This window comes from Thalassobaculum litoreum DSM 18839, from assembly GCF_900102465.1.
Classification (GTDB): Bacteria; Pseudomonadota; Alphaproteobacteria; order Thalassobaculales; family Thalassobaculaceae; genus Thalassobaculum; species Thalassobaculum litoreum.
Map to the genome: position 1 here is coordinate 301411 of NZ_FNBW01000005.1, position 12974 is coordinate 314384.

The following is a 12974-nucleotide window of genomic DNA, read 5'->3' on the forward strand; positions in this document are numbered from 1 at the left end:
GTGGTTCTTTCGGGCGGTTCTTCGGGGCGTTCAGCCTTGCGCGTCGATCCGTTCGCCATGGGCGACGCAGGCCGGAGAGGCCAGGTCGAGGAACGCGGGGGCGATATCCTCCGGCGTCTTCAGGGTCATCGGATCCTCACCCGGGAAGGCCGTCGCCCGCATCTTTGTGCGCGTGCCGCCCGGGTTCAGCAGGTTGATCCGCAGGTTGGTGCGCCGGGTCTCGCCGGCATAGGCGCGCACCATGGCCTCCAGCGCGGCCTTGGACACCGCATAGGCGCCCCAGTTCGGTCGCTCGCCGACGGCGGCACCGGAGGTCACGAAGATCGCCCGTCCGGCGTCCGACTGGCGCAGCAGCGGATCGAGGCTGCGCACCAGCCGCTGGCAGGAGCTCAGGTTGACCGTCATCACCTCGTCCCAGAGCTTGGGGTCGTAGTGCGAGATCGGGCTGAGCACCCCGAGGATGCCGTGGTTGGCGACCAGCACGTCCAGCTTGCCCCAGCGCTCGTAGATCGACGCGCCCAGGCGGTTGATCGCTTCGAAATCGGTGAGGTCCATCGGGACCAGGGTGGCCTCGCCGCCGGCCGCCTTGACCCGGTCGTCCGTCTCCTCCAGGCCGCCGACCGTGCGCGCCACCAGGATCAGGTGGGCGCCCTCGCGGGCGAAGGCCTCGGCGACGGCGGCACCGATGCCGCGCGACGCGCCGGTGATGAGCGCGACACGCCCTTCGAGAATGCCAGTCATAGAACCCTCAGGAGGCTTCGGCGAGCAGGGAGAGCTGACGCGTCCGGCCGCCGGTGTAATCGGTCAGCGAGATCGGATAGTCGCCGGTGAAACAGGCGTCGCAGAACTGCGGCACGTCGTTGTTCCGCGCGGCTTCGCCCATCGCCCGGTACAGCCCGTCGATGGAGATGAAGGCGAGGCTGTCGACGCCGATCTTCTCCGCCATCTCCTCCACGCTCATCTGCGCGGCGAGCAGCTTGGAGCGCTCCGGCGTGTCGACGCCGTAGAAGCAGGAATGGGTGGTCGGCGGGCTGGCGATGCGCATGTGCACCTCGGTCGCCCCGGCCTGGCGCACCATCTCCACGATCTTCGTCGAGGTGGTGCCTCGGACGATGGAATCGTCGACCAGGATCACCCGCTTGCCTTCGAGCTGCCCGCGGTTGGCGTTGTGCTTCAGCTTGACGCCCAGGTGGCGGACCTTGTCGGTCGGCTGGATGAAGGTCCGGCCGACATAGTGGTTGCGGATGATGCCCAGCTCGAACGGCAGGCCCGAGGCCTCGGCATAGCCGATCGCCGCCGGCACGCCGGAATCCGGCACCGGGACGACCACGTCGGCATCGACCCCGCTCTCGTTCGCCAGCTCGGCGCCGATCCCCTTGCGGGCGGCATAGACGCTGTGCCCCTCGACCATACTGTCCGGGCGGGCGAAGTAGATGTACTCGAAGATGCAGAACCGGCTCGGCCGCGGACGGAACGGGAAGAACGAGCGCACGCCCTTGGCGTCGATCACCACCAACTCGCCCGGATTGATGTCGCGGACGAAATCGGCGCCGATGATGTCCAGGCCGCAGGTCTCCGAGCACAGAATATAGGCGTCGCCGATCTTGCCGAGCACCAGCGGGCGTACGCCGAACGGGTCGCGCAGGCCGATCAGGGTGTCCTTGCTCATGCAGATCAGGGAATAGCCGCCCTCGACCTGGTTCATCGCCTCGACCAGCCGGTCGACCACCGACGCGCGACGCGAGCGGGCGATCAGGTGGATGATGACCTCGGTATCCATGGTCGACTGGAAGATCGAGCCCTGGCGCACCAGACCCTCGCGCACCTGCAGGGCGTTGGTCAGGTTGCCGTTGTGGCACAGCGCGAAGCCGCCGAACTCCAGATCCGCGAACAGCGGCTGCACGTTGCGCAGCGCCGTCTCGCCGGTGGTGGAGTAGCGGGTATGGCCGATCGCCGAGTGACCGACGAGCTGGTCCATGACCTCCTGATTGTCCTCGCCGAAATTCTCGCCGACATGGCCGAGGCCGCGGTGGACGTTGAACGTCGTCCCGTCGGTGGCGACGATCCCGGCCGCTTCCTGGCCGCGATGCTGCAGGGCGTGGAGGCCCAGGGCGGTGTGCGCGGCGGCGTCGGACGTGCCGAAGATGCCGTAGATCGCACACTCTTCATGAAGATGGTCGTCGTCATAGGGAGAGGTCGTGAGCGTCATGCGCGGGTCCGGTCCTCGCTCGAGGGGGAGATGTCGGACGGGGTCATACCCCATCCGATCGGCGACGGCCCTCCAAAACGAAACAGCACCCACCTATTGGGTGCTTTGGATGGCCCGGTTCAGTTCCTGACGTTCCTTGTCAGTATACCCCTGATTGCCCCCCGACGCATCGGGATTCGGGGTGTCGCTGCGAGGTGTGGGGCTGAGCAGCCGCTCTTTCAAGGCTTCGCGGGTTTCATCCTCAGCCTGCCTGCGGAGTCGCGCCGCCTCTGTGTCGGCCTGGCTGCGCAGGTGTTCCGGCACCAGGGTGACCAGCATGTCCGATCCGGCCACGATCAGAGGTAGAGATTTCGCCTCGGTGATCCAGGTCGGGTGATCCTGCGAGTCCGGTTCCGCCCACAGCACGAGCAGGTAGGCGACGCAGACCAGGACCACGCCACGCAACACCCCGAACAGGAAGCCGAGCGACCGGTCGACCGCGCCGAGCCCCACCATCTGCAGGGTTCCGCTCGCCAGTCGGGCGAGGATCATGAAGATGATCAGGGCGACGATGAACAGCACGCCGCCGGCAATCAGCTCGCCCAGCGGTCCGTCGATGCCGGTCAGGTCCTCAACGATGGGGGTCGCCGGCTTGTAGCCGTAGATGCCGACCGCCAGCGCGCCGACCCAGGCGACGATGGAGAACACCTCCGCGACAAAACCGCGCATGAGCGCCAGAAGGCCCGACAGGACCACCACGGTGATGACGGCGATGTCGGTGATGTTGATCGGCAGGGAATCCATTGAGGGCCCGTATCAGGAGGCGACGACTCGGCGGCCGATGCGGGCATCGTCGCCGGGATCGTGGAGCAGGTCCACCAGATCATGTAGCCGGGAGATTTCGACCAAATCGAGGCCGCCCGACAGGGCCTTGCCGCCCTTGCGGCGCGAGGCGGGCAGCAGGGCCTTCTCGAAACCGAGCTTGGCGGCCTCCTTCAGCCGCGCCTCGGCCTGGGTGACGGCGCGCACCTCCGCCGACAGGCCGATCTCGCCGAACACCACGGAGCCCTTGGGCACCGGCACGCCGGTCAGCGAGGAGAGCAGGGCCGCAGCCACCGCCAGATCGGCGGCCGGCTCCGACACGCGGAGCCCGCCGGCGACGTTGAGGAACACGTCGTTGCCCGCCAATGAGACGCCGCAGCGCGCCTCCAGCACGGCCGTGACCATGGCCAGCCGGTTGCCGTCCCAGCCGACCACCGCCCGACGCGGGGTGCCGTAGGGGGAGGGGGCGATCAGCGCCTGGATCTCCACCAGCACCGGCCGGGTGCCCTCCACCCCGGCGAAGACGCAGGCGCCGGAGATGTCGTCCTGGCGGTCGGACAGGAACAGAGCCGAGGGGTTGGTGACCTCCATCAGCCCGCCCTCGGTCATCTCGAACACGCCGATCTCGTCGGTCGGACCGAAGCGGTTCTTCACCCCGCGCAGGATGCGGAACTGGTGACCACGCTCGCCCTCGAAATACAGCACCGTGTCGACCATGTGCTCCAGCACCCGGGGGCCGGCGATGGCGCCTTCCTTGGTGACGTGGCCGACCAGCAGCAGGGCGATGCCGCGCTTCTTGGCCACCCGGATCAGTTCCTGGGCCGAGGCGCGGACCTGGGCGACGGTGCCCGGCGCGCTGTCCAGCGCGTCCACATACATGGTCTGGATCGAGTCGATCACCACCACATCGGGGCTGTCGGCGGCCTCCAGGCTGGAGACGATGTCGCGCACGCTGGTCGCCGCCGCCAGCCCGACCGAGGCCCCGGCCACGCCGAGACGCTGGGCGCGCATGCGGACCTGGTCCACCGCCTCCTCGCCGGAGACATAGGCGCAGCGGCAGGTGCCGGACAGGCCGGCGACCACCTGCAGCAGCACGGTCGACTTGCCGATCCCCGGATCGCCCCCGATGAGGGTCGCCGAGCCGGGGACCAGCCCGCCGCCAAGCACGCGGTCGAACTCGCCGATGCCGGTGATCCGCCGGGGCGTCTCCTTGCTCTGGCCCGCGAGTTCGACGAAGTTGATGCGCCGGCCGCCGCCGGGCTTAAGCCCTTTCGGCGCCGCCTCGACGACCTCTTCGACCAGGGTGTTCCAGGCGCCGCAGGCGTCGCATTTGCCGGCCCACTTGGCCGTCACCGATCCGCATTCCTGGCAGACGTAGCGGCTGGTCGATTTCGCCATCCGTGTCTCCGTCCTCAGCCGCGCCGGACGGCCATCTGGATCGGACCTTCGGCCCGGCCGTGGATGAACTGGTCGACATAGTCGTTGCCCGAGCTGTCGATCTCCGACACCGGGCCGGCCCAGATGATCTTGCCCTGGTACAGCATGGCCATGCGGTCGGCGATCTTGCGCGCGCTGGCCATGTCGTGGGTGATCGACAGGCCGGTCGCGCCCAACTCGCGGGTACATTTCACGATCAGGTCGTTGATCACGTCGGCCATGATCGGGTCGAGACCGGTGGTCGGCTCGTCGAAGAAGATGATCTCCGGATCGGTGGCGATGGCGCGGGCCAGCGACACGCGCTTCTGCATGCCGCCGGACAGCTCCGACGGCGACAGGGCGGCGACATCCTCGCTCAGCCCCACCTGGGCCAGCTTGTCGATGGCGACCTTGCGGGCGTCGGCCCGGTCCACCTGCTTGGAGGCCATCAGGCCGAAGGCGACGTTCTCCCAGACCGGCAGGCTGTCGAACAGCGCGCCGCCCTGGAACAGCATGCCGAACTTGCGCATATAGGCCTCGCGCTCGGAGCGCGGCAGGCCGACCACGTTCTCGCCGTCGATCTCGATGGTGCCGGAATCCGGCTCCATCAGGCCGATGATGCATTTCAGCAGCACCGACTTGCCGGTGCCGGAGCCGCCGATCACGACGACGCTCTCGCCGGCGCCGATATCCAGGTCGATGCCGTTCAGCACGACCTTGGCGCCGAAGCTCTTCTTCAGGTCCCGGATGCGCAGTTTAGGGGTGTCGCTCATCTGCTTCGCCCTCAATCCGCAAAGAACATCTCGGTGATGACGTAGTTCGCCACCAGGATCATGATCGAGGCCGTGACCACGGCGTTGGTCGTCGCCGCCCCCACGCCCTGGGCGCCGCCGCGCGAGTTGTAGCCGTGATAGCAGCCCATCAGCGCGATCAGGAACCCGAACACCGCCGCCTTGACCAGACCCGAGATCACATCCATCCGCTCCAGATACTGGATGGTGGAGCTGATGTAGTTGGCGGCGTTGAAGTCGAGCTTGTAGACGCCGACCACATAGCCGCCGAACACGCCGATGATGTCGCCGATCAGCACCAGGATCGGCAGGCTGATGGTGGCGGCGATGACCCGGGGGGCGATCAGATACTTGAACGGGTTGGTCGACAGGGTGGTCAGGGCGTCGATCTGTTCGGTCACCCGCATGGTGCCGATCTCGGCCGCCATGGCGGCCCCGACCCGGCCGGCGACCATCAGCCCGGCCAGCACCGGCGCCAGCTCGCGGGTCATCGACAGCACGACCACGGTGGCGACCGCGCCCTCGGCGGAGAACCGCGCGAAGCCGGTGTAGCTCTGCAGCGCCAGCACCATGCCCGAGAACAGCGTGGTCATGCCGACCACCGGCAGGGAGTAATAGCCGATCTCGATGAACTGCCGCAGGATCAGCCGCGGATAGAAGGGCGGGCGCACGCAGTGTCCGATCGCGGCGGACGCGAACAGCCCGATGCGGCCGGTGGTGGCCAGGAGTGTCAGGAAGCCTCGGCCGATCGCCGCGAGAGGATTCATCGCACGGAGTACCCCGATCGATCGTTGATGCAAGCGATCCCGGCCGTCATTCGGCGCTGTCGACGTAATGGCGCACATAGCGGCTGCCGAGCGAGGTCAGAAGCTCGTAGCCGATGGTGCCCGCCAAGTCCGCCATCGCGTCGGGCGTCACCGTCGGACCCAGCACTTCCACCATCCCTCCGGGAGCGGTGTCGGCCGGGTCGATGTCGGTCACGTCGACCGTGATCATATCCATGGAGACGCGTCCTACCACGTTGCACAGCCGGCCACCAACCGCCACGCGTCCGACCGACGAGAGGCTGCGCAGGTAGCCGTCGGCGTAACCCGCCGCCACCGTGGCGATCCGGGTCTCGCGTCCGGCCCGCCAGGAGCCTCCGTACCCGACGGTCCAGCCGCGCTCGACCGTCCGTACCTGGAGGATCCGGCCCTCGATTCGGATTGGGCAACGCATCGGGTTGTCGCCGCCGGCCGAGGGGCGGCCGCCATACAGGGCGATGCCCGGCCGGGCCAGATCGTGGTGATAGTCGGATCCCAGAAAGATTCCCGACGAATTGGCAAGGCTCGCCTTGATGGCTCCCGGCAGGCGGCGGCGCATTTCGGTGAAGCGGGCGAGCTGCTGGGCGTTCATCGGGCTGTCCGGCGCGTCGGCGGCGCACAGGTGCGACAGCACGTATTGCCAGTCGATGCCGTCGAGCAGCGCCGGATCCTCGGCAACTTGGTCCATCTGGCGGCCGTCCAGGCCGAGCCGGTTCATGCCGGTATCCACGTGCAGCATGGCGGCCAGCGGCGCGCCGGTCTTCACGCCGTGCGCGCGCCAGCGGGCGACCTGGCCGAGATCGTTCAGCACGGGGGTGAGCCGGTGTTCGACATAGGCCGCCTCGGTGCCCGGCAGCAGACCGTTCAGGCAGGCGATGTCGCCCTCGGGCAGGATCTGGCGCAGGCCCACCGCCTCGTCGAAGGTGGCGACGAAGAAGGTGCGGCAGCCCTCCTCGTACAGGACGGATGCCACATGGTCGGCGCCGAGGCCGTAGCCGTCCGCCTTCACCACGCCGGCGCAGGGCACGTCGCCGAGCTTCCGGCGCAGCCGCCGGTAATTCTGCCGCACCGCCCCCAGATCGATGGTGAGGCGGGACAGGGTAGCGTCGAAGGCGAATGTCGTCGTGACCATCAAGGTCCGATATCAGGCGGGCGGGACGGGGACAAGGCGCAAGAGGGCTTCTCCCCGATCGAGGTTCGATCCATGCTCCCGGAAAAGAGGGAGGATCCATCATGACTGACACCACCCGCATCGTCCGCGTCGCCGACGCGCTGGCCGATCAGCATGCCCGCCGCGCCCGGTACGAGCCGCTGGCCGGCGATCTGGCGCTGCCCGATCTCGACGCCGCCTACGACGTCCAGCGCCGGCTGATCGCCGGCTGGGAGGCGGGCGCCAAGGGGCCGATCGCCGGCTACAAGATCGCGCTGACCTCCAAGGCGGTGCAGGAGCTGTGCGGCGTCAATCAGTCCCTGGTCGGCGCCATCTTCGCCTCCACCGTCCACAAATCCCCCGCCCTGGTGAAGCTGTCGGATTTCGTGCGGGTCGGCCTGGAGTTCGAGCTTTGCCTCAAAATGGGATCGGATCTTTCTGATAATTCAGGAAAATATACAGCAGAGACCGTTCGCGATGCGGTGGAACTGGCGGTGCCGGCCTTCGAGCTGATCGAGGACCGCGATGCCGACTACAGCCGGCTCGACGGAGTCTCCATGGCCGCCGACAACGCCTGGTCAGGGGGTATCGTCCTGGGCGAGACGACCGGCGACTGGCGGTCGCTCGACCTCGTCACCACGCCGGTGCGTCTGGAGTACAACGACGAGGTGGAGGAGGCGGTGACCGGGGCCGCCATGGGCAATCCGCTGACCGCGCTCGCCTGGGTCGCCAACCTGCTTGCCGAGCAGGGCCGCCCCCTGCGGGCGGGCCACTGGGTTATGACCGGATCGACGGTGAAGACCCGCTATCCGAAGGCGGGCGACCGGGCGGTCTATACCGTCGAGGGGCTGGGCAGCGTCGAGGTGGAGGTCGCCGACTGAGCGGTTATCGCTCGGCGGCACGCGCCTCCGCCCAGGCGATCGCCCGTGCCATGTGGTCCATCGGAATGATGTGTCCGCCCGGGTGGAGGCAGAGCTGAAGCTCCCTGCCTGACGTGCAGCCGCGCCAGATCTCGCAGCGCAGGTCGCCGGTCTCGGTGACCTGCGCCGGGTCCGCCGGACAGCCGTTCTGTGCGCGCCAGAACGCCATGCCCGTCAGCACGTCGCCCTGGTGGTACACCTCGCGGATCGGCCGGCCCTGCATCGGCACCACCGTATCGCCGGTCCCGTGCACATGCATCAGGTTCACCGGGCCGGACGGGCAGCTCTCCGGATGCGGCCTCCAGAACGCGCCGGCCACCGGCAGGAAGGCGGTGAACAGCCCGCCCTGGAAACAGGCCTGGTGCCAAGTCATCGATCCGCCGATGGAGAAGCCCGACGCCCAGATCCGGCGCGAGTCCACCGGCCAGCGCCGCTTGGCGTCGGCCAGTACCGCGCGCACGAAGGCGTCGTCGTCGCGCAGCCGCTCGCGCAGCGGCGCGCCCTGGTGGGACCAGCGCTTCTCCTGGCCGTCTGGGGCGATCACCAGCACGCCTTCCGCGTCTGCCAGCCGCATCAGCCCGGTGTTGCCCATGACGACTTCGCCGCTCTGGCCGTAGCCGTGGAAGAACATCAGCAGGGGCAGTTGGGCGGCACCGTCCCAGCCGGCCGGAACATGGGCCTGGTAGGTGCCCGTCTCGACCGCATAGGACGCGGCCGGTTCCGCCCGGGCCGGGGCGGTCAGCAGGAAGGCGGCGAGGGGGAGAGACAGGAGCTGGCGGATCATGCCGGTACCCTGGCGGCTGCCTCACCGAGCGTCCAATGACAAGCCGGTGACCGGATTCGCGTCGATCTGAGGCCACAGGCCGGCGGGCCGGAGGGGGCGATATCCCCGGTATTCCTTGGTTTCCGTCGATGGGTTGTGGAACCGCGCCGTGCGCCGCACCATTTCCGTGGTGTTCAACCAACTGAAAGGAGGTGATCCGGTGTCTAGTGATCTTGCGATGAGGGGCGAGTTCGTGTGTCTCGGCAGGATGTCGGAGCAACCTTCGGCGGCCAACTGAAGCACATAAATCGAGTTCGAGCCTTCATCGACTCACGGAAAGGCCGCCCCATCCGGGCGGCCTTTCTTCTTTGCGCCCGCCTGACGCGGCCTTTCGACATGGCCCGACCAAACGGGCCAAACCTGCTCTGGGCGAGGCCGTTTGGGCTAAACCACCGTCATCCCGGGTCGAGCCCGGACCTGATCCGGGGTCGGGCCGGGATGACGATCTGAGAGGCGAACGTCGCAGAGAGGCGGCTCGTGCTTGCAGAGGCTCAGTAGTGGTCCGGCACGTGGTCGTCGGCGACGTAGTTGGTGAACTTCGTGGTCGAGCCGTCGAAATGCAGCGTCACCACGCCGGTCGGGCCGTGGCGTTGCTTGGAGATGATCACCTCGGCCTTGCCGTGGGCCTTCTCGCAGCGCTCCTTCCAGGCATCGTAGCGGTCGTGGAACTTCTGCGCATCCTCCTCGATCCGCTGGATCGGCTCGGCCTTCTGCAGGTAGTAGTCCTCGCGGTAGATGAACATGACGATGTCGGCGTCCTGCTCGATCGACCCGGATTCACGCAGGTCGGCGAGCACCGGGCGCTTGTCCTCGCGCTGTTCGACCGCGCGCGAGAGCTGGGACAGGGCCAGGACCGGCACGTCCAGTTCCTTGGCGATCGCCTTGAGGCCCTGGGAGATGGCGGAGATCTCCTGCACGCGGTTGTCGATGCGTGTACCCGGGGCCGGGCGCATGAGCTGCAGGTAGTCGACCACGATCAGGGCCAGGCCGTGCTGGCGCTTCAGGCGCCGGGCGCGGGTGCGCAGGGTGGAGATCGGGATCGCCGGGGTGTCGTCGATGAACATCGGCGCCCGTTCAAGATCCTGGCTCGCCTCCACCAGCTTGCCGAAATCCTCGTTGTCGAGCTGGCCGCGGCGCAGCTTCTCCGAGGCGATGCCGGTGCGCTCCGACAGGATACGGGTGGCGAGCTGCTCGGCCGACATTTCCAGCGAGAAGAAGGCGACCGGCTGCGGCGGCGTCTCCGGATCGTCCATTGAGGCGGTGGCGATGTGGAAGGCGATGTTGGAGGCCAGCGTCGACTTGCCCATGGCCGGGCGGGCGGCGAGGATCAGCAGGTCCGACGGGTGCAGGCCGCCGAGCAGGTTGTCGATGTCGATCAGGCCGGTGGAATGGCCGGCAAGGCCGCCGTCGCGCTTGTAGGCGGCTTCGGCCTGGGCGACCGATTCCATCAGCGCCAGCTTCAGTTCCTTCAGCCCGTTCTCGCCCTCGCCGGTCTCGGCCAGGGTGAATAGATGGTTCTCGGCCTTCTCGATCAGTTCCTGGGCGGCGGTGTCGAGGTCGCGGTCATAGGCGTCGTTGACCACGCCCTCGCCGATCTCGATCAGCTCGCGCCGCAGGTAGCAGTCGCGGATCTCGCGGCCGTAATCGGCGGCGTTGATGACGGTGACCACCGACGCGGCCAGCTTCACCAGATACTGGGCGCCGCCGACTTCGTTCAGGGCCTCGTCCTGGTCGAACAGGCCCTTGAGCGTGACCGGGGTGGCGATCTGGCCGCGGTCGATCAGCTTGGCGCAGGAGGCGAAGATGCGGCCGTGGACCGGATCGGCGAAATGCTCCGCGCGCAGAAACTCGCTGACCCTTTCATAGGAGCGGTTGTTGACCAGGATGGCGCCCAGCAGCGCCTGCTCGGCTTCCAGGTTGTGCGGCGGCTCGCGGTACGAGGCGGCGGCGGGACCGGCCGCGTCGGGGGCGAAGGCGGTGGGACCGGGGAAGGGGGCGATGCTGGACTCGGGATCGGACATGGCGAGGCGACTCGGCTTTGCTGTTCGTGTTCCCTCGGGACAGACTCTAACGCATAGCCCGCCGGAGGCCCGATTAGCGAGCGTCTTGCACGTACTATTGAAAAGGATTGTGGGGACGAAACCGAGGCTTAGCTGTGGATAGTTCGCGCTGGGGAGGCCGGGCCATGGGCTTGCGCGACTCGGTGCGTGTGAATGATACGGAGCCGGAACAACGGGGGCGGACCCTACCTCCGAATAAAACTTTCACTCCCCCGGTGCTGTACCGGGGCGAGGGTGCCGCGTGACGGGGCGGATCCGATCCTGTTGAAGCCCGTCGGTCCCGAGCGCTCGCCCCGGCACAAGGCCGGGGAATGCGCTCTGGCAGTTGAAGCGGCTCACCCCAGCCGGCGGCGCAGCCAGTCAGTCAGCTGCTCCATCACCAGCACGATCACGAAGATCGCCAGGATGATCGCCGAGGCCTTGGGGTACTGGAACAGCTCGAAGGCGCTTTTCAGCTCCTGGCCGATGCCGCCGGCGCCGACGATGCCCAGCACCACCGAGGATCGCACCGACAGTTCCAGCGCGAACAGCGAGGTGTTGACGAAGGACGGCATGCATTGCGGCACCACGGCGGAGGCGAGGATATCGAGCTTGCGGGCGCCGACTGCCTCCAGCGCCTCGCGTGGGCGCTTGTCGCTGTCCTCCATCGCCTCGGCGAAGAACCGGCCGCAGAACCCGGCGGTGTCGACGATGATGGTCAGCGTGCCGGCAATGGCCCCGAGGCCGACGGCGGAGACGAAGAACAGCGCCCAGACCAGGTCGGGCACCGTGCGGAACAGGGAGACCGTGCCCCGGGCCAGCCAGCGCAGCCGCCCCAGCGGGCTGAGTCCGGCAGCCGACAACCAGGCCAGCGGGAAGCTCAGCAGGATGCCGAACAGGGTGCCCACCAGGGCGATCTGAAGCGTCTCCACCAGCCGCAGGCCCATGCGGCCGAGAAAGGCAGGGTCGGTCTCCGGCGGCAGCATCCGTTCCAGCAGCGAGCCCATGCGCGGCACCGCCCCGATCAGCCGGTCGGCCGACGGCGCGACGTCGCCGATCGACGCCAGCAGCACCGCGCCGGCGGCCACCAGCAGGGTGAAGCGTAGCGGCGTGAGGCGGGGCCAGCGGGCGATGTCGCGGGCGCCGGGGCGGGAGGCTGCCGGGCCGGAGGTCGGCGGACGGGACGAGGTTGTGTCAGCCACGGTAGATCGGCTCCAGGTCGCGCTCGCTCAGGTCGGTGGCGGCGGCATCGAACACGACCCGCCCGGCCTTGAGCGCGACGATCCGGTCCGCGTGCTCCAGGGCGTGACGCATGTCGTGGGTGGTGTAGACCAGGGTGCGCGCCTGATCGGCGGCCAGGCGGGTGAACAGTCGCATGATGTCGAGGCCGGCGGCGGGGTCGAGGCTGGCGGCCGGCTCGTCGGCGAACAGCAGATCCGGGCCGTGCACGATGGCGCGGGCGATGGCGACCCGCTGGGACTGGCCGCCGGACAGGGTGTCGGCCCGCGCCGTCGCCCGGTCGGCCAGACCGACCGCCTCGAGCGCCTCCAGGGCGGCGTCGCGCAGGGCGGCGGGGGCCAGCGACTGGTGCCAGCTGCGCCAGCCATGACCCTGGCCCATCGCGCCGTTCACCACGTTGGACAGGGCGCTGGTGCGGCCGACCAGGCCGTGGAACTGGAAGACGAAGCCGAGCCGGCGGCGCAGGGTCGCGCGCTGGCGGGCCGTGGGCTGACGGGTGAAGCGCTGGCCGAGGATCTCCACCGCGCCGCCGGTGATCGGGATCAGCCCGACCAGGGCGCGCAGCAGGGTCGACTTGCCGGCCCCGTTGGCGCCGAGCAGGGCGACGCGCTCGCCCCGGCGGATGGCGAGGGTCACGCCGTCGAGCACCGCGGGACCGTCGGCGAAGCGCTTGGTCACCGACTCCGCCGAGATCAGCGGCGCGGCGGCGGCCGGAGCGGGCGCGGCCGGCGTCGGGCCGGCCGGGTCCGCGTTCAGCGGCGAGGGTTTGAGCAGGGCTGTCAT

The 12974-nt window shown here is 68.5% G+C and carries 12 protein-coding genes; 1 reads left to right on the top strand and 11 read right to left on the bottom strand.

What is annotated here, in order from left to right; all coding sequences use genetic code 11:
- Positions 1 to 30: 30 nt before the first annotated feature.
- The 7 genes from BLS34_RS10180 to alr all read right to left on the bottom strand — a co-directional run bounded on the left by BLS34_RS10180 (position 31) and on the right by alr (position 7152).
- Complete coding sequence (locus BLS34_RS10180; protein ID WP_028792633.1) at positions 31 to 741, bottom strand: SDR family NAD(P)-dependent oxidoreductase; 711 nt, start codon at positions 739 to 741, stop codon at positions 31 to 33.
- Between the two features lie 7 nt (positions 742 to 748).
- Positions 749 to 2209 carry an amidophosphoribosyltransferase gene (gene purF, locus BLS34_RS10185; protein ID WP_028792632.1) on the bottom strand — a complete coding sequence of 487 codons (1461 nt, stop codon included), beginning with the start codon at positions 2207 to 2209 and terminating at the stop codon, positions 749 to 751.
- 93 nt (positions 2210 to 2302) lie between these two features.
- Complete coding sequence (locus tag BLS34_RS10190) at positions 2303 to 2992, bottom strand: CvpA family protein (RefSeq protein ID WP_028792631.1); 690 nt, start codon at positions 2990 to 2992, stop codon at positions 2303 to 2305.
- Positions 2993 to 3004: 12 nt separating this feature from the next.
- The gene (gene radA, locus BLS34_RS10195; protein ID WP_028792630.1) at positions 3005 to 4408 is read right to left on the bottom strand and encodes a DNA repair protein RadA; all 1404 of its coding nucleotides are present in this window, start codon (positions 4406 to 4408) and stop codon (positions 3005 to 3007) included.
- 14 nt (positions 4409 to 4422) lie between these two features.
- On the bottom strand, positions 4423 to 5199 hold the full coding sequence (locus BLS34_RS10200) for an ABC transporter ATP-binding protein (protein ID WP_093150068.1): 777 nt from the start codon (positions 5197 to 5199) through the stop codon (positions 4423 to 4425).
- Positions 5200 to 5210: 11 nt separating this feature from the next.
- Positions 5211 to 5984 carry an MlaE family ABC transporter permease gene (locus BLS34_RS10205; RefSeq protein ID WP_028792628.1) on the bottom strand — a complete coding sequence of 258 codons (774 nt, stop codon included), beginning with the start codon at positions 5982 to 5984 and terminating at the stop codon, positions 5211 to 5213.
- 46 nt (positions 5985 to 6030) lie between these two features.
- Positions 6031 to 7152, bottom strand: a complete 1122-nt coding sequence (alr, locus tag BLS34_RS10210; protein ID WP_093150070.1) for an alanine racemase — start codon at positions 7150 to 7152, stop codon at positions 6031 to 6033.
- Between the two features lie 101 nt (positions 7153 to 7253).
- Here alr and BLS34_RS10215 point away from each other — a divergent pair, with 101 nt between their 5' ends.
- Complete coding sequence (locus BLS34_RS10215; RefSeq protein WP_093150072.1) at positions 7254 to 8051, top strand: 2-keto-4-pentenoate hydratase; 798 nt, start codon at positions 7254 to 7256, stop codon at positions 8049 to 8051.
- 4 nt (positions 8052 to 8055) lie between these two features.
- On the opposite strand, the gene BLS34_RS10220 is transcribed toward BLS34_RS10215, so the two are convergent.
- From BLS34_RS10220 to BLS34_RS10235, 4 genes are all read right to left on the bottom strand, one after another.
- Positions 8056 to 8874: a CE1 family esterase gene (locus BLS34_RS10220; RefSeq protein ID WP_093150073.1), complete on the bottom strand. Its 819-nt coding sequence runs from the start codon at positions 8872 to 8874 to the stop codon at positions 8056 to 8058.
- Between the two features lie 530 nt (positions 8875 to 9404).
- Positions 9405 to 10934: a replicative DNA helicase gene (locus BLS34_RS10225; protein WP_093150074.1), complete on the bottom strand. Its 1530-nt coding sequence runs from the start codon at positions 10932 to 10934 to the stop codon at positions 9405 to 9407.
- A 374-nt stretch (positions 10935 to 11308) separates the two neighbouring features.
- On the bottom strand, positions 11309 to 12154 hold the full coding sequence (gene phnE / locus BLS34_RS10230; RefSeq protein WP_215906079.1) for a phosphonate ABC transporter, permease protein PhnE: 846 nt from the start codon (positions 12152 to 12154) through the stop codon (positions 11309 to 11311).
- Entirely contained in the window at positions 12147 to 12974 is an 828-nt protein-coding gene (locus tag BLS34_RS10235) for a phosphonate ABC transporter ATP-binding protein (RefSeq protein WP_093150076.1), read from the bottom strand. Before BLS34_RS10235 ends, phnE begins: the two co-directional genes overlap by 8 nt.

What these genes read in the sequence shown, in the direction of transcription:
- BLS34_RS10235 (WP_093150076.1), bottom strand. Translation starts at nt 12,974, where the DNA reads ATGACAGCCCTGCTCAAACCCTCGCCGCTGAACGCGGACCCGGCCGGC.
- BLS34_RS10215 (WP_093150072.1), top strand. Translation starts at nt 7,254, where the DNA reads ATGACTGACACCACCCGCATCGTCCGCGTCGCCGACGCGCTGGCCGAT.
- BLS34_RS10200 (WP_093150068.1), bottom strand. Translation starts at nt 5,199, where the DNA reads ATGAGCGACACCCCTAAACTGCGCATCCGGGACCTGAAGAAGAGCTTC.
- BLS34_RS10225 (WP_093150074.1), bottom strand. Translation starts at nt 10,934, where the DNA reads ATGTCCGATCCCGAGTCCAGCATCGCCCCCTTCCCCGGTCCCACCGCC.
- radA (WP_028792630.1), bottom strand. Translation starts at nt 4,408, where the DNA reads ATGGCGAAATCGACCAGCCGCTACGTCTGCCAGGAATGCGGATCGGTG.
- BLS34_RS10180 (WP_028792633.1), bottom strand. Translation starts at nt 741, where the DNA reads ATGACTGGCATTCTCGAAGGGCGTGTCGCGCTCATCACCGGCGCGTCG.
- BLS34_RS10220 (WP_093150073.1), bottom strand. Translation starts at nt 8,874, where the DNA reads ATGATCCGCCAGCTCCTGTCTCTCCCCCTCGCCGCCTTCCTGCTGACC.
- BLS34_RS10205 (WP_028792628.1), bottom strand. Translation starts at nt 5,984, where the DNA reads ATGAATCCTCTCGCGGCGATCGGCCGAGGCTTCCTGACACTCCTGGCC.
- BLS34_RS10190 (WP_028792631.1), bottom strand. Translation starts at nt 2,992, where the DNA reads ATGGATTCCCTGCCGATCAACATCACCGACATCGCCGTCATCACCGTG.
- alr (WP_093150070.1), bottom strand. Translation starts at nt 7,152, where the DNA reads ATGGTCACGACGACATTCGCCTTCGACGCTACCCTGTCCCGCCTCACC.
- purF (WP_028792632.1), bottom strand. Translation starts at nt 2,209, where the DNA reads ATGACGCTCACGACCTCTCCCTATGACGACGACCATCTTCATGAAGAG.